The sequence below is a fragment of the Rhodopirellula islandica genome (assembly GCF_001027925.1).
In the GTDB taxonomy this organism is placed as follows: Bacteria; Planctomycetota; Planctomycetia; order Pirellulales; family Pirellulaceae; genus Rhodopirellula; species Rhodopirellula islandica.
Map to the genome: position 1 here is coordinate 68,708 of NZ_LECT01000048.1, position 19,808 is coordinate 88,515.

Genomic DNA, 19,808 nt, shown 5'->3' on the forward strand with positions numbered 1-19,808 from the left:
TTGTCGAAATCCCCTTCGCGAACATTTCATGCCTTCACGCTCCTCCGTGCCGCCCGAAAACGAATCGCCGAACGATCCAGCTGGCGATCCGCTTTCCGGTTCCAAGCGATCGGCCGTGTTGGACCAACGCGCCAATCGTCGCAAATTCATCCAAAGCGGCGGCATCATGCTGGCCGGCGGCAGTGTGCTGGGGACCAACCTCAGCGTCGCTCAGGGGGCTCATGTCTACGGCGACGACACGCTGAAGATTGGCTTGATCGGCTGTGGCAGTCGCGGCACCAACGCGGTGATCCAAGCCCTGAACACCGACGGCGCAACCCGCTTGGTCGCCATGGCGGACGCGTTCGAGAACAATTTGCAATCTGCCTACCGTGCCATCAAGAGCAAACACGGCAACAGCGGCCCAGGCGGGAAACGAGTCGATGTGGACGGGGCTCGGTTTGTCGGCCTGGACGGCTGGAAACAGGTGCTCCAAAGCGATGCGGACATCGTCTTCCTCACCACGCCTCCCGGATTCCGACCGCTGCATTTCGAGAAGGCGATTGAAGCCGGCAAACATGTCTTCATGGAGAAACCGGTTGCGACCGACGCGCCGGGAGTCCGCCGTGTCCTGGCGGCCAACGAAGTCGCGAAGCAAAAGGGTTTGGCTGTTGCGGTTGGCTTGCAACGCCACCATGAATCACGCTACCGCGAATGTGTCCAACGACTTCAAGAAGGCGCGATCGGTGATCCAATCTTTGCCCGCGCCTACTGGAATGGTGCCGGGTCCAGGTTGCGCCCTCGTCCGAACAACGCTTCGGAACTGGAATATCAACTTCGCCAGTGGCAACACTTCAATTGGACTGGCGGCGACCACATCGCGGAACAACACGTTCACAACCTGGATGTGATCAATTGGGTGCTGGGGCAGCACCCAGTCTCCGCTCAAGGCCAAGGCGGCCGCGATTCACGATCCGATCAAACGCTGGGTGAAACATTTGATCATCACATGGTCGAGTTCACCTACGCGAAGGACGTGCGACTGCTCAGTCAATGCCGCCATGTTCGTGGATGTTGGAACACGGTCAGCGAACACATCCACGGCACGCAAGGATCCTGTGACATCAGCGCCGCGATCATTCGCGACACGAGCGGCAAAGTGGTCTGGCAGAGCGCCCAGAAAAACTCCAAGGACAAAGGCTGCCAGCAAGCCCAGGACGACCTCTTCGCCGCACTTCGAAATGGAGACATTCCCAACGAAGGTGAGTACGGGGCGACCAGCACCATGACCGCAATCATGGGTCGAATGGCCAGTTACTCAGGCAAAATCGTCCGTTGGAACGAGACCCTGCAAAGCGACCAATGCTTGGCCGATGTTGACGCGTTGAATTCCCTTCAGGACATCGCCCCGGTTCAGCCACTTCCCGACGGAAACTACGCTGTCGCGATTCCCGGGCAGACCAAAGTTCTCTAAGCAGGTCGGCAGGAGTGATCAAGCACAACCATGTGAGCCGTTTGGGCGTTCGCCCCGGTTGTGCGTGAAAACCGTGGCGAACGCCAGCGGCTCACATACCCGATGACACCTGCGTACCTGCTTAGCTCAAACGCCGGGGGAGCCCAATCGCATCAAAAGCGAACATCGCCGGATCTGAAACGCCATGCGTTCATGAACGGCCACCCATCCATGAACGCCCAACGGCGTCAGCCTGTCATTTCGCAGGCAAATCCGCGACGAATCGGGTCAATCGATTGCTGAAATCACGCACGTCGCTGCCGACCACGCGTTCAAAATCGATCATCCGTTGTCCGGACCGATAGGTTTCAAACGGAGGCCGTGTGGCCGTGAAGTTCAGAATGTCCGCGAAGGCATCGGTGTCGCGTTCGGCCAGATAAAACATCATCGACCAAGCCAGTGCGTAGGCTGTGTGGATCGTGGTTGGATTGCGAAACAGGTCATCACTGCGAATCATCCGGTCCACCCATCGCGCCACTTCGGCGGGATCATCCATGTCGATGGTTTCACGGAGTTGCCGGACAGAATCCTTGTTCACACGCTCGACCAACCGGGTCCCGCTTCGTCCCGAACTCATCGCGGTCGGTTCGAACATTTGACCGATGCCTTCCGTCACCCAACTCGGGGTGTCGTTGACTCGGCTGTGCACACCGCAATTGAAGGCTGATTGATGAGCCGCTTCATGGCGAACGGTTGCGGCGATGGAACTCAATGCACCACCGTCATGCGTCATCACACGGTTGCACTTGTTGGCGTACAGCCCCGCGACACGCGAGACATCGATTCCCAATCTCGCGATCTCGTCGTACATGGCGCGAGCATCGGGCAAAACCACTGCCACCATCGGAAAACGACCTTCGCGAACCTTCACGCCGCGTCGTTCCATGTAGTTCACAAACGAACGATGACATTGCTCGAACATCTTCGGCCAACGACTTCCGCGACCTCTGGGTTGGACCACCAAAAAGTTTTGGGTGGCAATCACTTCAAACTCCCTGCCGAACTCAGCACGCAATTGGTTGCGAAGTTCCACCGACGTGGTCGGCAGGAACTTCCCCGTCACCGAACGCATCGACTCTGATTTTTCTGTTCGACTGATCGTGTGCAGCCAACCGTCTCTGCCAATGACCAGCGATTCGTCTTGCGACTCAATCAAGTGCAGACCGCTTTGCCACTTGTTCCCAATTCGAAACTCGACCAACCCCGGTCGGATCGAGGGAGCCAGCGTTTTCGAGGACACGAGGTGCTGAGAGCGTTCTGGAGACGCGGGCGTGACTGGCTCACCACCGGCTTCGTTGTGCAACAATCCAGTGCACAGGATGGCAGCGGCCAACCCGACACCACGTTTCCGTCGAGATCGAGTCCTGCCAAACGACGCAGGTCGACGCCGCGCGCAAGCAGGCACGACGTTCAATGTTTTCGCGATGGTGGTGAAAGTCATCGACATGATGGAATTCAACGGCGAGGAGCAACACAGGAACACAACCGAACCGTTGATGCCCCCCAACACCCACGCGATCTATTCAAGCCTAGGTTAAGATTGAAGCGTCGGACGGGCGGACACCGGTTTTGGACGGAAGGTTCCTCGTACCCTCACGGTTTTAACGCTCACCATCTATTTTTCAGTTCAAAACTTCTCTCGAAAGCTTGACATGCACCGTTTTCACGTCACGCATCCTCGGCTTGTCACGATTGCGGTGACCTTGATGGCCCTCTGCGTGACCGCCATTGCCGGGACGCCGCTGTTTGGACAAGACGCAACCGAGACCACGGACCTGGAACTGGAGGTTCCGATCTGGATCGCCGAGCTCGACGCCGATGAAGCACAAACACGTCGTGCAGCGGAGCAAAAGTTGATCGATGCCGGACAGGAAGCCGCCGACTATCTCCCCGCGATTCTCGATGACTTGTCGATCGAGGCACGCGAACGCCTCAATCGGGTGCGTGCGGAATGGGCGACTCGCAAAGCGGAAACGCATGTTGAAACACAACTGATCCGCCTGCAAAACGCCAAGACGCTGGGTGAGGCTCTCGAGGCAATCTCGGCCGCCAGCGAAGTCGAATTTGATCTCGAAGCCGCTGGGCCAGGCATCGATCCAGGCCAATCGATTCAGGCCCCGCGTTCGCCACTGAATTTCTGGCACGCCGTCGACCATGTCCTCGATCAAGCCGATTTGGACATCAATTTCTACGGCGGCGACCGAACCACCTTGATGCTGATCCCACGCCAGGCCAACCGTCCGTCCCGGGTGGAATCGGCCGCCTACGTCGGCATCTATCGGCTCGAGCCCACGGTGGTGACAGCCCGACGTGTTTTGCGTTCACCAGAACTGAGCGGGCTGAACCTCAATCTCAGCATTGAATGGCAACCCAACCGAACGCCCATCGGATTGTCGCTGCCGATCAGCGCCGTCAATGGAAAGCTGAGCTCGGGGGAAGCCTTGGTGCCGCAAACCAGTGGTGAAACGATTGACATCGCCACCAACAGTGAAATGGCGCAGAGCGAGTTCTTTTTACCCATGCAGCTTCCCAGTTTGCCCGCGGAGAAGATCGAACGGTTGTCAGGAACGCTGACCGCAATGATCCCCGGCCGACGCGAAACATTCACCTTGGACCTCAACGATCCCGCCGCCTCTCAAACGGAAGACCAAATGACAGTCGCGATCGAATCCGTTCGAGACGCCGACCCACTTCGCGAAATTCGCGTCGGCGTCGAACTGCAATCCGCCGGTCGATCGCTGGAGAGTCATCGACAATGGATCTTCGAAAACGAAGCCTACGTTTTGCTCGAAGACGAAACACGATTGGATCACTTGGGTTACCAAGTCTTTCGACAAACGGATTCCGGCGTTGGGATTGGCTACCTGTTTGACTTTGGTGCCGCAGGATCACCTCCCCCAGGGTCAAAGCTGATCTACGAGTCGCCCACCTCCGTCGCACAAGACGCGGTCGATTTCATCCTCAACGACATCCCAACACCGTAAACATCGGGTGAACACAAACCGCGGTAGTGGATGAGGCAACGAATCCTTCGGCTCGGGACGTTTCGCCTCGTCCACCACCGCAATTCCGTATCCGATGCTCTCGCACCTAATATTCAGCCAGTCCCCATCGTAGTCCTGGTGAGGCACGACACATCACACTCCTTCACCGCCACCATTCCCGTAGTGGACGAGGCAACGAGTCCTCAGCAATTCCCGAAATGGATGAGGCAACGAATCCTTCGGCTCGCGTTTCGTCGCATCGTCCACAACCGATTCAGCCGAATTGATCATCTAGCGACATACATTCCACCGACGCAGGACCAAAGTTGATGAACCAACGAAACTTTCGCAACAGTTTTCTTGTCGTCCTGCTGTTGATCTCGGGATGCGGGCCGCAGTCCAATCAATTCTCGACCAAGCTCGACGTCATGAGCGAGCAAGCCGTTCCAGAACAACCTGCATCCTTCTCGCTCGCACAAGCTCCGAATCGCCGCCCGGATTTCGATGAGGCCGACACTGAATCATTGGACGCAGACCAATCAAGCGAGAACGCAAAAACCAATCGACGAATCGTTTACAACACCCACCTGTCTTTGGTCGTGAAAGAGTACGCGACCTTTGAATCAAAACTGCCAGCCCTGGTCGACCAGCATGGAGGATTCATTTCCAACAGCGAAACGAATCGCCGCTACAACAATCGACAATCTGGCGAGTGGGTCGCTCGCATTCCAGTTGCGAACTACGTCGCCTTCCTTCGAGGCGTCACCGGATTGGGATTTGCGGAATCTCGCACCGAAGACGCTCAAGACGTCACCGAAGAATTCGTCGACGTCGAGGCGAGAATCCGAAACAACAAGAAGCTCGAAGAACGCATCATCACGATGCTCGAAGAACGAACCGGAAAGCTATCCGATGTCTTAGAAATCGAACGCGAACTTTCGCGTGTTCGCGAAGAGATCGAACGCATGGAAGGTCGCCTGCGAGTGCTATCGGATCGTTCCGCTTTGGCGACCATCACGATTCAGTGCCGCGAAGAAAAGGAGTACGTCCCTCCGGCAGCGCCGACATTCAGTTCACGAATCCAGAAATCTTGGTCACACTCCATCAACGCGATGAAGCAGACCGGTGAACACATCGTCATCGCTGCCATCGCGATCCTGCCTTGGTTGCTTGTTTTCGGCGGACTCATTCTGGTGAGCGTTGCAGTGGGCCGACGATTGCTACGCAAGCGATCGAAGTAGCGGGGAAGAACGACACCGCTTGCTGCTTACGCTGCCGCCAGAAAACGATGCGACACCGATCGCTAGTTAGCAAACGGTCCCAGAGATGACTCCATCACTCGCATTCGCTTCATGGTGCAACGGATGACAGGTGGCACCATCCGGCGATCCGTTGCTTGGCTGGTCCAACCATTGCGTCGCAGCTAGTCCAGTCAATCAGTGACGTGTTTTGTCGGTCAGCGAGCGTTGAAACGGAACGAATACAGGTCTGCGTCCTTGATCACAAACCGTAGCCGAATGGGTTTTCCGGAAAGCGACGCCACGTCGCTCCCGTGATCCCATCGGACCACGCGGTCGATTTCATTTCCGATCTGTTCCACCGATTCGGAGAAGGTGAAGCCTGGGACGGGCTGTCCGACAGCATCCTGAATCTCCACTCGAACACCGCCGGCGGCTGAAGTCCCAAAGTTGATCGACAGTTCGTTGCCGGAAAACGTCAGCGGTTTCGTCAATAACTCGCCGCCGCGAAACGGTGCCTGAGCCGAAGTGAATCCATCGAGCCGCATCGAGTACCGGTGCAAGTGAGAAGTCGGTTGGGCATAATCTTGATTGAGGTAAACCGACATCTCCTCCGATCCTGTTGGCACGATGTTGAGCGCCGGGTAGTTCGTCCTCGAAACCCAGTTTTCCGCACCGATGCCGGGACGAATGAATCCCCCGAGGAAGGTCCGGTCATAGACCGACCCACCGCGAGAGGTCATCAAGATCGCATCGGAAGTGTCCTTGAAGTACCGGGGCGCAACGTTGATTGCCTCAGCCTGCGATTCAGACAGCACCTGGCGCCCCGGCATGAAACGAGCCGCCACGGCGACGTACAAATGTGGGGCACGGAAATAGGGATGCGTTTGGTTGGTATAGAGATGTTCCATCGGTGCCTTGCCCCCGTGGTGTCGATACTCCATCAAGGTGGGTGCGGACCAGTTCACAAAGTCATCGCTGGTCGATCGACAGATGCGACGAATCCCGCTTTCGAAGACACGAAAGTAACACAGGTACCGTTGTTCCGATGCAGACCAAAAGACAACGTTCTGCGAATCGAACATGTAGTCGTACGGAACCATCTCAGAGGAGATCACTGGTTCGTCCTGCATCTTTTCCCAATGAATGCCATCCGCTGAAACCATGGCGATCAAACCGCTGGTCATCGTCCCGCCGATCGCCTTGAACCGTTCCTGGGCAGGCACGTCGGGTCGAGTGTCAAGCATCGGGCTGAAATTGTGGGTCACCGGCGCCGCATCGGCCAGGACGATGTTGTTCTTGGTGCTGCCCTGGAACTCATACAGATTCAGCTCGGGTTTGACCCATCGAATCCCATCTTGGGATTCGGCATAGCAGTAGGTTTCGCCGGGGTTGCCATCGGCACCGGCTTTCGGGCTGCCGCGATAATACAGTCGGTACAGATCACCATCTTGAATCACGGTGCAGTATCCGCAGAACGGTCCTTCCCACGGTTTGTCGAACCGCAACGCCACCCCTTCATCCCGCGGCCGATTGAGCACCAGACGAACGTTTTCAAGCTGATCAATCAGCAGGTGATCGACGAACAATTCGCGACGGTTGCCGATCTCAATCCCTTCATCGTCAGCACGCAACGATGCCTGGGAATGGAACGTCACCGACAACAGGAACAAACAAACCGCACGGGCCAAGACACGCATTTTCAAACCACCTCGAATCGAGTTTTTGAGGTTAGCATACACCTTCCAATCGAAAGGGAGTGAAAAGGGAAGAACTCTCAACACCCAGCCCAGCGGGCGACACAAACTCAGGTTGCCCAAGCTTGCGTTGTCAGCTGGACTGGCGTTGGTTGGGTGATTGATGCCCGCTCGACACAACCGCAGCATCGAGACACTTTCGATGTTCCGCGATTCTTCGGTTGCACCAATGCTTGCACCAAGTCCCTGCCTTCATTCATGCATTTGCGAAAGGAATCGCCCTTCCTTTTCAAAATGGGCCTTGTCTCTATCTGTCATGCAAGCATCCCGTTGAAATTCAAGTCGCCACTACTGCAACTCAACCCATTTGTAGAGGTTGACGATTCCGTCTCCTTCAATCTCGATTTTCCCGGAATAAGACTTACCGACGGCTACCATCTTGCATCCCTACCGGGATGAAAACTTGCGCAAGCGACAATACTCTCCGAGCCCAAACGTTCAGCAGTCCAGGCGAACGCCCAAACGGCTCATATGGTGATGCCCGATCATTCCTGCCGACTTGCTTATCGGGGCAACAACACCCCAAAGACGGCAGCCCACCGCAACGCCCGCGTTTTAGCTACGCCAAAACCTCACGAATCAGGTGACCTTCGACGTTGGTCAAGCGTCGTTCAATGCCGTTGTGCTCGAACGTCAGACGTTCATGATCGAGCCCCAACAGGTGCAGGATCGTAGCGTTCAAATCGTAGAGCGGATGGATGTCCTCGACCGCCTTCTGACCGAGCTCGTCTGTCACGCCATGACTGACACCTGGCTTCACCCCGGCACCGGTCATCCAACAAGTGAATCCGTCGGGGTTGTGATCGCGTCCTTTGGCTCCCTTTTGGAAGAACGGCATGCGTCCGAACTCGGTGCACCAGACGATCAATGTGTCTTCGAGCAGCCCACGGGCCTTCATGTCTTGAATCATCGCCGCGGTGGGTTGGTCCAAAATCTCAGCGTGCGTGTCGTATTGCTCCTTCAGTTTGCCGTGCCCGTCCCAGTTGAGGGCACCGCCACTGGCATAGGCTCCATTGAACAACTGTACAAATCGCACGCCGCTTTCGATCAATCGACGAGCCAGGATGCAGTTTTTGGCATAGGCCGCACGGGTCGGATTGGAATCATCGTCCGCTCCGTAGCTTTTCAACACGTGAGCCGGTTCCGATGACAGGTCGGTGATCTCTGGAACGCTCAACTGCATTCGGGCGGCCAGTTCATAGCTGGCAATCCGGGCCGCCAATTTGCTGTCCCCGGGGTGTTGTTCCAGATGGCGTTCGTTCATTCGCTTTAGCAACGAGCGACTCGCTTCGTCCGCGACGTCTGACATGCCAGGCGCACGGAGGTGCCGAATCGGTGATTTCGAACTGACCGTCGTGCCTTGGAATGCAGCCGGCAAGAATCCCGGTCCCCAGTTGTTGGAACCATTCTGCGGCACGCCTCGTGGGTCAGGAATCGCCACATAGGCGGGCAAGTTTTGGTTCTCCGTCCCCAGTGCATAGCTGGTCCATGATCCCAGGCTCGGGAACCCATCCAACTGGCTGCCGGTGGACAAGAAGTTTTCCGCTGGCCCGTGGGTGTTGGTGATGCTGGTCAGCGAGTGAATGAAGGCGATGTCATCGGTCAATTCCGCCAGGTGCGGAAGCATGTCGCTGACCCACTTCCCAGTCTGGCCGCGTTGTCGAAACTTGTATTGCGGACGCGCTAAGTCACCCGCCGGCCCTTGAAAGGTGACCGCCGGCCCACCTTCCAAGGGACGTCCATCGAGCTTGATGAGCTCCGGTTTGTAGTCCCACGTTTCGAGTTGGCTGACCCCGCCAGCACAAAAGATCACCAGCACGTTCTTGGCTTTGGCCGGAAAATGACCGGGCCGCAGCGCAAACGGACGGGCTGGGTCGATCTGCGGTTGGTTGGCCAACAATCGATCCTTGGCCAACAAGTCCAAGAGAGCGATGGATCCCAATCCGGTCGCAGCATTGCCAAGGAACCCGCGGCGATTCAGAAATTGGCGACCGCCGTTGGAGAGGTGGGGAGTGGACATGGTGGAACGGGCAACTTTCAAGGAGACAGAATGAACGAATCGCGAAGGACGTGTTGAGACTCAAGGAAGAAACAAGAATTCATTGCAGTTGAACAAGGCTCGACAAAACGTCTCCAACCCAAATTCGCGAACAACGGAAACCGCGTCTGATAACTCTTCGGCCGACGGCTTTCGGTTGAGCCCTACCCAGTAGGCTCGCTGAACCTGTTGGCTGACATCGTCTTTCGCTTGCTCTTGCAGCACATCCGCGAATGCTTTGGCCTGTTCCATCGTGAAGGGACTGTTGAACAGATTGAGAGCTTGAATGGGGGTCGTCGACTCGATCCTTCGTGCGGCACTTTGCCCGCCGTCCGGACAATCAAATGCACCAAACACGGCATCTCGCTCACGTCGCACTTTGTGGGCATAGATCATCCGCCGCAGCCCATCCCCTTGGAACGATTCCACGGGAACAAACCCCGACAAGCCACCACGTTTGTTGAACAGGCTGAAACCGCGTCCGCCCATTTTCAGGTCGAGCTGACCATTGATCGCCAAGATTGAATCCCGGATCGCTTCCCCATCCAGGCGTCGCGACGGGTACCGCCACAACCACCGCACATCGGCGTCTTTCGCGGCCGCCAGCTCGTTGTGCTGAGTCGATTGGCGATAGGTTGCCGACAACACGATCACGCGATGCATGTGCTTGATCGACCATTCACCTCGAATCAATTCCAAAGCGAGCCAGTCCAACAGTTCCGGGTGAGTGGGCTGCGATCCATTCCGACCGAAATCGTTTGGCGTGTCGACGAAGCCGACGCCAAAGTGCCACTGCCAAATTCGATTCGCCATCACGCGGGCCGTCAGCGGATTGTCGGGACGCGCAATCCAATCAGCCAACGCTTTCCGGCGTTCCTGTTCGGGAGTCTTAGCAGAAAGTTGCACGTCGCCCAGCGAACTCAGCACCGCGGGAACCACCGCTTCCTTGGGTTGCTCCGGATCACCGCGATTCAGCAAGTGAATGTCATCGGGTTTGCGAAACGTTCCGGCGAACACGGACGGCCCCTTTCGGTTTTCGCGAATCTTCTTTTCGAGGTGGGCTTTCTCTTTCTGCAGGCCGCTGGCAACGCGGGTCTCATCGGGCGTCAATCCGACCAGCAGGAACTCAGCGGATGGCTTGGTACCTGCGTCCCAGACAACACGATCCCTGGAATCAGCGATCCGCCGCCAATCTTGATCGAGGGCCGTCTCGATGAGGTACTCGGTCGCCAAGCGGTCATCGAATTTCCCCTCACGATCCCGTCCCCACACGACCCGCTCGATCTCCTGCTCGCGAGCGAACTGCAGTTCCACCCAGCCCTTCCCGTCTTCACTGGACATCCACGAACTCGCGTTGCCGTGTCGGCCGTCGTTGATAAAACGTGGGTCATGACGGTTTGCAACCAGGTTGTCACCGGATGTTTTGACCGAAGTCCCCATGCTGGCCAAGGCAATGTTTTCGCCCTCTGTGTTGAAGACTTCCAACTCGTCCAAGCAGGGTTCCAGTCGGTTGGTTGCCAAAACAGTGAAACGCAGGCGATTGGCACGCACCGGGGTGATGCGATCGGTGTTCATCGTCGCTTGAACCGATCTGCGACGCGGTTCGAGATGAGCCAGCGTTGTCAGCTTTTCCTCCGACACTCCCGCTTCCAACGTGTAGGACGTCGCAAGTCGATCCGTCAGCTTTCCCAGACGGTCGCGACCCCAGACCACTTTCCCAATCCGTATCGGTTCCGGCAATTCAAACATCACCCACCCCGTGCCATTGGTGTCGGACATCCAACTGCTTGGATTGCCGTACACGCCATCGTTGAGATGGATCAACTTGTGATTGCTGGACTCCACGCTTCCCGATGCGGTTGCTTGAGCGCCCAGGGAAGCCAAGGCAACGTTTCGAGGTTCAGCCTCGTCGGTGTAGATCTCGAACTCATCAATGCAGGGCGCGATCAGGCCAAGACTGGGATGCAAGTTGGAATCGTGGATCGTGAACCGAATGAACTTTGCCTCCAACGGCTCAAAGGTCTCGGTGTTCTTGCGAGCGTTGGTGGTGCGAATCGGCTCGCCATCATCAGGCCTGGGCCGAGCAATGGGAACGAACCGAGAGAGCTGCTCTTCAATTTCCGTCACCCTTTTCGCCCAGATCTCTGCCTGCTTCTTGAGAGCTTCGGATTCGGGCGTCTTCAACTCACGATCCTTGTATTCGACCCCCGCCACGAATGCCTGCATGCTGTAGTAGTCTTTGGCCGAAATCGGATCGAACTTGTGGTCGTGACACCTCGCACAACCGACGCTCAAGCCAAGAAACGTTTGCGAAACGTTGTTGACGATTTCATCGAGCGAGTCCTGCCGAGCCAATCGTTTCGAAGGCTCGTCGGCACCGATCTGCCCAGGCAGCAGGACGGAAGCCGTGACCAAGAATCCGGTGGCCCGATCCCGCCCCAAGGCGTCCCCCACGATCTGCTCTTTGATGAACTGATCGTAGGGCGTGTCCCGGTTCATCGATTCAATCACGTAGTCACGGTACGGCCAAGCATTCGGCCGTTCGGTATTGACCTCAAAGCCATGCGTGTCCGCGTAACGAACCACATCCAGCCAGTGTTGAGCCCAGCGTTCACCATAGCGAGGAGATTCCAGCAATCGTTCCACCACCTCGCTGAAAGCCGCTTCCCCGTGCTCGAGGCGTCCTAGAAAATCGTTCACCTCGTTGGGCGTGGGGGGCAAACCTGTCAAGTCAAACGTCACCCGCCGCAACCAAACCACCGGGTCTGCTGGCGGCGAAGGCGACAGTCCTTCCTGTTCCAATCGGGCCAGCACCATTCGATCGAGGGGGCCGCGTGGCCAATCAGCCTTGGATACCTGAGGCATGTCCGGCATCACGACCGGTTCGAACGACCAATGATCCATGCGATCTTCCAACACCGCCAGGTCGACTCCGTCGGGCCAGTCGGCGCCTTGTTCGACCCAATTGGTCAGGGTCGCGATTTCTGACGATGACAAAGGATCGCCTTCCGGTGGCATGCGAGAACTCTCGTCTTCGCTGGTCACCCACTCGATCAACGGACTGTCTTCAGGTTCGCCTTCGATCACGAACGGCCCCCAACCATCGCCTCCCTTGAAGGCCTCTGATTTGATGTCCAGTCGCAATCCACTCCGCTGCTTTTCCTCGCCGTGGCAGGAATAGCAATGCTGTTGCAAAATCGGTCGGACGTCATGAACAAAGTCGACCTCGTCAGCCCGCAAGAGAACGGGAACCAAACTTCCGATCAAAAGAACGAAGAGAGGCAAAACGAACAGTCCGAAAAGGTTAGGCATGGGATTCCTACAGGACACTCTTTGCAGGGACGACTACCGGCAGGGTGTTTCCCAAACTCAAATCATTCGTCAAATGAACAGAATCAGAGTTGGAACAGCTGCGAACTGGTGGCCGAGGAGTCGTTAGGCGGGACCGCCAATTGTAGCAGAACTCGTCCAACGTATTTGCTTCAACCAGGTCGGCAGGAATGATCGGGTGCAACGATGTGAGCCGTTCGGGCGTTCGCCCCGGTTGTATGTGGGAGCAACGACGCTACCCAAAACATTCCAAATGCTGAAAGACTCCTGCCGAACTGCTTGTCACAACTTCCCCGTGTCTCCACCAGCAAAGAACGAAAGGAGGCCAAGCCATGCGTTTTGTTGGCGTAACACGCCGACAGACAAAGATGCGGACGATGCGGATCTTGTCTTGCGAAGCAACACCAGGCTGACACTGAATTATTGTAGACTCACGCTGCAGTCGCATCCCAATGCTCCGACAGGAGATGGCACGCATCTTGCGCTGATTCAACGCGGTTCGGGACAACGTCATTCACGACGTTTCGCAGACGCCAACGAAGTGCCCTGACCTAGCTTCCACTTGAGACCGCTCATGCCCACGATGCACCGTTTCCCGTACATCAACCGTTACGTCAACGATGTGTTTGCGAAGGAAACATCGCACTGGGACTTTGTCTTTCTTCGTCCTCTGTTGCTGGTCGCCTATTTTTTCATCCGCACGCTCCTGTTCCCGTTCAAGTTCGTTTTCCATCGGGTGCCATATGGATTTGAGGCCTACGCGATCGACAAAACGATGACGTGGGGAATGAAGCACTTGGCGAAGACGGATGCGGCAGAGCTGTTCCTGCGTCACGTGCAAATCGAGCCGATTCTCTATCGGCATGTGCTTCAACGCCAGAACGCCGATCCACCTACAGAAATCAAGAAGCTGAACGGAATCGATGGCGACTTTTCAGTTGAGAATCTGCCCACAGCCGTCCAGAACAACATGACCATCGGTCACGATTTGTTGTCGTATGAATTGGTGGATCGCTTCGACAAACAAGCTTTCCTGGACAATCTCGATTACATCCGCAGCCAGCGACCACTCGACCATGAACAATTCAGCAAAGAGGCGTTGAACGAAAACCGAGAACACTCTTGGCAGGTTCTCGGCGCAACCAACATCGTCCTGTTGATCGTGACGACGATCACTGTCTTCGGTGACTTGAAGACCACGATGAGTGCCCTGAATTCGTTCAGTTCCGACTCCATTCTGCTGTGGTGTCTGAAGCGGATCTATGCGAGTGACCAAGAAATTCAAGTTGATTTGGATTTTTTCATGCAAGAAGTCAGCAACCGCGGGCACTACCACAGCAGTGCATTTTTTTCCAACCCGAGCCAGTACCTGTACTACCACATCGTCTTTGACGAAGTCGTGTATGACATGCTGTGCAACCGACCGCCGAGTACACAGCAGTGAATTCGTCGCCCCCCTCGCGAAGCAGCCATCATCCTGTCGCCTCCTGTTTCATCACGCGGACCGGATCGTTCTTGCCCGGCCCACGGGTGACAAATGAACGCCTGACCGAATTTCTTGGGAATCTCCCCGGCGAAGAGGAAGTGATGCGGCAGGTGCTGCGTATGAACGGGATTGTCGGCCGACACTACGCTCAGGACACGAACCAAATACCCACGCACGATGTTTATGAACTGGGAACGCTCGCAGCCATGCATTGCTTGGATTCCAGCCCCCTCCAAGTCTCACCCAGCTACCTTGCCGCCGGCACAACCCACTGCCCGCTGTCAGGTCCTGGCCTGAGTTCCATCGTCCATCGTCAATTGGCAGATCGAGGCTATCTCAATCGGTCTGTCGAAATCAGTTCCCATTCAGGCATTTGCACGTCGTCTTCGGCCGCCTTCGTGGGGGCGGTGCGAGCCGTGAAGTCCGGCGACCATCATGCGGCCCTCTGTCTGGGAACAGAACACGCATCTGAAATTCTTAAGTCGACCAAAATCCAGCCGATCGATGACCGGAACGCTCACGTCGATCTCCGGAACAGCCAGTGGTTCATGGCAGTGTTTTTGAGGTTCATGTTGTCCGACGGCGCGGGGGCGTTCTTGATTGAGAACGAACCTTCAGACACGCGTCCATCGTTGCGGGTGAACTGGACGCATAGCGTTTCCTTCGCGCATGAGGCCCCACTGTGCATGAAGTTGGAAAACGAAACGGGATTGCTCACCCAAGATGTGAAAATCCTGTCGCGTCACATGTTTGAACTCGGTGGTCGCGCGTTTTCGCAATCGCTCCAACAGCACGGGGAATCTCTCGATGAATACGCGATGATTCTGCCGCACATGTCCTCGTTCTTCTTCCGACGCAAAATGGAACGCGTGATTGCCAGTCACTGCAGCGACCAATCTGCACCGGTGCCCTACTGGACCAACCTCGCGGACGTTGGCAACACCGGTGCCGCCAGCATCTACGTGATGCTCGATCACCACTTGCGTTCAGAAACACCCCAGGCCGGTGAGCGTTTGCTGTTGTTCATTCCCGAATCGGGGCAATTCAATTTCGTCCTGGTGAGCTTGACTGTGGTGATGCCATGAGCGAACACGCGTCGCCTGTACCGGTCGGTTCGCAGGTTGCCGTTCCGAAACCGAAACCGCGTTTGGCAATCGTCGGTTGCGGGAGCAGCGGATTGGTGACGCTGAAGAATGCACGCGATCAATTGCCTGATTGGGAGATCGTGTGCTTCGAAAAATCAGATCGAATCACGGGTTGTTGGGGCAATCCTTCTCCGGGATTTGTTTCGACCTCGACCAAGTACACGACGCAGTTTGCGTGTTTTCCCTTGTTCGATGACAGTGTCTCAGGTGACGGCGTGTCCGATTTCCGTGACTTCTTTTGCGACGGGGAGTACGGCGACTACCTGGAATCCTTCGCGACCGCGTTCTCACTTCATTCGTCCATTCGGTGCAAAACGCGGGTCGACCAAATCCGCTACGTCGAAGCGTCGAATGAGTGGCAACTGAAAACCCGCGGCCTCGAACCCGACGACAGCCCCCAACGAATCGAGATCTTTCAGGCGGTGATCATCTGCACGGGATTGGCAGCCCGAGCACGGACCATTCCGCCGTCCCGTGCCCAGTCGGCCAACCAAGCCAGCCTCCGTTCCGAAACACCGCGATTGCTAAACAATGCCCAACAGATCGATGAGATCGAGAATCAAACCGTCGTCGTGATTGGCGGTGGAGAATCAGCGGTTGATTTCGCCGATCGATTGTCTCGCCCCGAGCGGAACAATCGAGTCTTCCTCTCGCTGAAGTCGGGCATTCGGGTGAGCCCCCGCTACCACCCCATCCACGGCGTCCCTTCGGACTTTTTGCGCAATCGCCTGATGCTTTCAATCCATCCCGACCTACGCAATTGGATCGGGGAACGATTCGTGAAGGCACGCATTCGATACGCAGATGCATTTCGTCGATGGTTCCCGACCCACAAGGCCTCGCCATCCCAACAAGATGAGCCACAAAGCGATCGCGAGCGGAAGAAAAACGATTGGGCGATGCGACTGACGCGGGCCGCCAAGGATGACTTGTTCAATATGTTTCATAACAAGAGCGACCGCTTTCTCGACTCGGTCGCCGATGATCGCATTTGCATCGTTGGCCCCGCAGCAGATTCACTGGACACCTACTTCGATTTCGAACGCGAAAGGACACGGAAACTTTGTCCGGATGTCGTCGTCCCCGCGATCGGATACGAATCCTGCTTGGAAGCCCTCTCGGATTCAGAGATCCAACTGAGCGACTTCTACCTTGGCTGTTGCCATCGCAGATTCCGGAACCTCTTTTTGGTTGGGTTTGCCCGCCCCATCATCGGCAACGTCCCCACGATCAGCGAGATGCAAGCGAAGTTCGCTGTCAAACTGCTCTCAGGAGATTGTTCCCTGCCAATTGATTTTGCACGTCAGCATGATCGAGACACAAGCAATCAGCGGATGCGTTTTGGCAAACTCAATCTGGCAGCAATCTATCCCGTCGAGATGATTCCTTATTGTGACCGGCTTTCAAGACTCATGGGCGACTACCCCAGCCTCAAACGGTGTGGTTCACTCGGGGCCTGGTTCCGGGTCCAGTTGGCCACCTCAACCACGATGCACTATGAGCTTGATGATCGCTCCACTCGATCACGTTTGAGCCAGGCAAAGGTGTTGATGCCACCTCTCTTCATCGTCCTGTTGCTGATGCTCAAGCCAGTTGATTGGTCGTATCGTTTGCTGACGTGGCGAAGAAGAGCTCCAAAGAAAGTTTGACACGCCGCCCCAACCCTTCCCAGAACACCCCAATCACCGCCCACCAGAATCCCCCGCACTTCAGTTCATGTGCTCAGAGGTCTTGGGCCGGATCCACCAACTCGCTTTGGAGAGCAGGTGCAAACCTCCCCAGCGGCGACTTCAGGACTCGCAAGCGTTTCATGATCACGCCCTCTTCCAACAAGCGTTGTTCTTGCAAGGAAGGGTTGACCGGCGGCAACCTGCCGTCGTTGTAGACCACTCGCCACCAAGGCAACGCATCAGAGGATGCTCCGAGCAATTGCCCCACCGCTCGGTGGCGGCGCGGATAGCCTGCTCGCGCGGCGACATCGCCGTAGCTGACCACCTCCCCCGGTCGCAGTGCCTCGATGGCGGCGACAAAGGCGGTTCGCATGGGATCGGACTCCGGTTCTCGTTCGGTCCATTCCGGCGATTTGGGCGACTCAGAAGTCATGGGCTCAGAATTCCACTCGATTTTCGTTTGGCGGCCGCGAACCTGAATTTGGTTGCATGCGTCTTGACTACCGACGATCATGTCGTCACTGGGTCGCGATTCCGCGTCGCGACAAAACTTCCGCACGTTCGCTTGTCTGTTCTGGTTGGCACCTGGGCAAGTGGCGTCGAACCAAATTTTCAAAGGAGGTGATCAAGTGGATTATTGCTGTATTAGCCAACGGGGTGGAAACCCTTGACGAAAGTCGGCGGGCTGACGCCAGGGTCAGCCACCCCACTCGCGATCACTTTCTAGAACGCGAGCCTAGCCCGTTTGCTGAGATGGTTACCTTGGTCTCAGCAGACGGGTTTTTCGTGCGCTGACCAGTTCAGACCCACGCATGTTTCAATCCTAGTGGTCTGTTAAAGCTAAAAGTTAGGGTTGGTCGTAGTGGACGAGGCCACGAGTCCTTGGATTTGACGCCAGTTCAGGACTCGTGGCCTCGTCCACTACCTTAAAAACAAGTCGTGACAGACCACGAGGCTTGTTCAAATTGGCAGGAACATGTCACGAAGCATCGTTGCAGCGAATGCTTCAGTTCACACTGAATGGGGGCGGAAACTCTTTTCGGGATCCAGACGACTCTGCCAAGTCGACGTTGCCTTCTTCCACGCTGACGGACTGCAGGTTCAAACCGCCCCGCTGGATCATTCGAATCAGTGTTTCGGCTCGTTGATCCACATCGGACATTGCCAGCAGCTTGATCTTTTCATCGGGATCAAACGGCAACGTGTAAGCGATGATGTCGGTGATCGGCCCGACCCCCATTTGCCCAGCCATCAAATCATGCAGGGACTTTTGGGAACCTTCGCTGACGGGAATGATCTTTCCGAAGGCCTCGAGCAACCGCTTCTTCAGATCGGCCCGTTTTTGTGTTCCGGCGGGCAGATAGAAGTCGTCAATCAGATCGACACGGGCCGTCCGGAACGAACGCCCGGTGTCCAGTTCATGACGCACCGTGGCGCGGCGGATCCCCACCACCAAAATGTTGTGTCGATCGCCTTCGAGTTCCGCGTGCGAAATGATCTTGCCGACACACACGGTCGGCGAAATCGGAGGCAACATATTCAACGGCAACTTCAGGTTCGCCGTGTCATCCAACACCACGCTGCCCTGAGAATTGGTCAGCGTCGCCATCGTGATCAGGTGATCCGTCGACAAGGCTTCTTGCAGCATGTCGACGTATCGAGGTTCGAACACGTGCAGAGGCTGCATCGCGTGAGGGAACAAAACCATTCCCGGAAACGGAAACAACCGGACCAGCCCGTCGAAATCATCCGGCAGACTGGTCACACCCGTGATCGAATCAAAACTCATGAATCAGTCGTTGCTGGAGAAGGCAATCAGGATTCGCAGCACGTAGTAGAACAACAACGCGACCGAAGCAAACAACGCCAAGGACGCGGCGACGTACTGACGCGTGTCGTAGTGGTGCAAAACATTGGAGGTGTCATACAGAATGTAGCCGCATGCCAAGGCCACCATCGCGGCGCTGAAGAACAGCCCCAATGAGAAACCAAAGAAAACGCCACAGACGACGACGCCCATCGCGACCAATCCGGCCACGAACAAATAAGTGCCCCACGATGCCAAGTCGACTCGCGTGAGCATCACGAACCCGGTCAGCCCGGCGAAAGTGAGCGTGGTGATGATCCCTGCCAAAATCGGGATCTGAGGTTGCCCCATGACGCGAATGGCGATGTACATGAGCGGAAGCATGATCACGGCTTGGGCGACGACGTACAGTCCCAACCCGGCGTACTGCAGACCGCGAGATTGTCCGCTGCTGGCCCAAGAACGAGCCATCCAACTGACGGCCATGAAGGCGCCCAGCACCAACAGCCAACCGTATCCGCCCGTCATCCGCTGGACCATCATGTCCATGGTCGCGGCAGGAACCATCGTGAACAGCACGACTTCCAACGCCAAGAAAGCGAAGACCGCTCCTGAAAGGTGAGCGTAGGTGCGGCGAATGAACGCAATTCGATCGGTCTCATCTGCGTAGATCGCTGCGTTGCCGTAGGCGGCACCATCCACGCCGGAAGAGTAAGGATTCATGTTGCTCATAGGTCGTTCGTTTCAGTTGAAAGGCTGAATCAAGGGAGGGAGACAAAAATCCGATCGCGGAAGGCCATCGGTATCGGAAACTCAAAAACGGACTGGATTCCCAAACGCCAAGGTGCTGCTTGCAGCCTT

General features: G+C 56.3%; 13 protein-coding genes. 6 read left to right on the forward strand and 7 right to left on the reverse strand.

Going from position 1 to position 19,808, the window contains the following annotated elements; genetic code table 11:
• The first annotated feature begins 28 nt into the window (after positions 1-28).
• Positions 29-1,453, forward strand: coding sequence for a Gfo/Idh/MocA family protein (locus RISK_RS24490; protein WP_047816958.1), 1,425 nt, complete (start codon positions 29-31; stop codon positions 1,451-1,453).
• A 235-nt stretch (positions 1,454-1,688) separates the two neighbouring features.
• On the opposite strand, the gene RISK_RS24495 is transcribed toward RISK_RS24490, so the two are convergent.
• A complete protein-coding gene (locus RISK_RS24495; protein WP_047816959.1) occupies positions 1,689-3,002 on the reverse strand; it encodes a DUF1570 domain-containing protein in 1,314 nt (437 codons plus the stop codon).
• 142 nt (positions 3,003-3,144) lie between these two features.
• Here RISK_RS24495 and RISK_RS24500 point away from each other — a divergent pair, with 142 nt between their 5' ends.
• Together RISK_RS24500 and RISK_RS24505 are read left to right on the forward strand one after the other, a co-directional pair.
• Positions 3,145-4,476, forward strand: a complete 1,332-nt coding sequence (locus RISK_RS24500) for a hypothetical protein (protein ID WP_047816960.1) — start codon at positions 3,145-3,147, stop codon at positions 4,474-4,476.
• Between the two features lie 329 nt (positions 4,477-4,805).
• The gene (locus RISK_RS24505; RefSeq protein ID WP_047816961.1) at positions 4,806-5,717 is read left to right on the forward strand and encodes a DUF4349 domain-containing protein; all 912 of its coding nucleotides are present in this window, start codon (positions 4,806-4,808) and stop codon (positions 5,715-5,717) included.
• Between the two features lie 215 nt (positions 5,718-5,932).
• Here the strand turns inward: RISK_RS24505 and RISK_RS24510 are convergent, their stop codons facing one another.
• From RISK_RS24510 to RISK_RS24520, 3 genes are all read right to left on the reverse strand, one after another.
• On the reverse strand, positions 5,933-7,456 hold the full coding sequence (locus RISK_RS24510; protein WP_236696660.1) for a hypothetical protein: 1,524 nt from the start codon (positions 7,454-7,456) through the stop codon (positions 5,933-5,935).
• 574 nt (positions 7,457-8,030) lie between these two features.
• Positions 8,031-9,491, reverse strand: coding sequence for a DUF1501 domain-containing protein (locus RISK_RS24515; protein WP_047816962.1), 1,461 nt, complete (start codon positions 9,489-9,491; stop codon positions 8,031-8,033).
• Between the two features lie 60 nt (positions 9,492-9,551).
• Entirely contained in the window at positions 9,552-12,821 is a 3,270-nt protein-coding gene (locus RISK_RS24520) for a PSD1 and planctomycete cytochrome C domain-containing protein (protein ID WP_053061294.1), read from the reverse strand.
• A 592-nt stretch (positions 12,822-13,413) separates the two neighbouring features.
• On the opposite strand from RISK_RS24520, the gene RISK_RS24525 reads away from it, so the two are divergent.
• Genes RISK_RS24525 through RISK_RS24535 form a run of 3 tightly spaced genes read left to right on the forward strand, consistent with a single transcriptional unit; the run spans position 13,414 to position 17,119 of the window.
• Entirely contained in the window at positions 13,414-14,283 is an 870-nt protein-coding gene (locus RISK_RS24525) for a DUF6999 family protein (protein ID WP_047816964.1), read from the forward strand.
• Entirely contained in the window at positions 14,280-15,410 is a 1,131-nt protein-coding gene (locus RISK_RS24530) for a hypothetical protein (RefSeq protein WP_150122702.1), read from the forward strand. The genes RISK_RS24525 and RISK_RS24530 overlap by 4 nt, the downstream gene beginning before the upstream one ends.
• Positions 15,407-17,119: a SidA/IucD/PvdA family monooxygenase gene (locus RISK_RS24535; RefSeq protein ID WP_047816966.1), complete on the forward strand. Its 1,713-nt coding sequence runs from the start codon at positions 15,407-15,409 to the stop codon at positions 17,117-17,119. Before RISK_RS24530 ends, RISK_RS24535 begins: the two co-directional genes overlap by 4 nt.
• A gap of 73 nt (positions 17,120-17,192) precedes the next feature.
• Here the strand turns inward: RISK_RS24535 and RISK_RS24540 are convergent, their stop codons facing one another.
• The 3 genes from RISK_RS24540 to RISK_RS24550 form a co-directional block, all read right to left on the reverse strand.
• A complete protein-coding gene (locus tag RISK_RS24540) occupies positions 17,193-17,573 on the reverse strand; it encodes an MGMT family protein (RefSeq protein WP_236696661.1) in 381 nt (126 codons plus the stop codon).
• A gap of 573 nt (positions 17,574-18,146) precedes the next feature.
• Positions 18,147-18,929, reverse strand: a complete 783-nt coding sequence (locus tag RISK_RS24545) for an LON peptidase substrate-binding domain-containing protein (protein WP_047816967.1) — start codon at positions 18,927-18,929, stop codon at positions 18,147-18,149.
• A 3-nt stretch (positions 18,930-18,932) separates the two neighbouring features.
• A complete protein-coding gene (locus RISK_RS24550) occupies positions 18,933-19,670 on the reverse strand; it encodes a Bax inhibitor-1/YccA family protein (RefSeq protein ID WP_236696662.1) in 738 nt (245 codons plus the stop codon).
• Positions 19,671-19,808 lie beyond the last annotated feature (138 nt).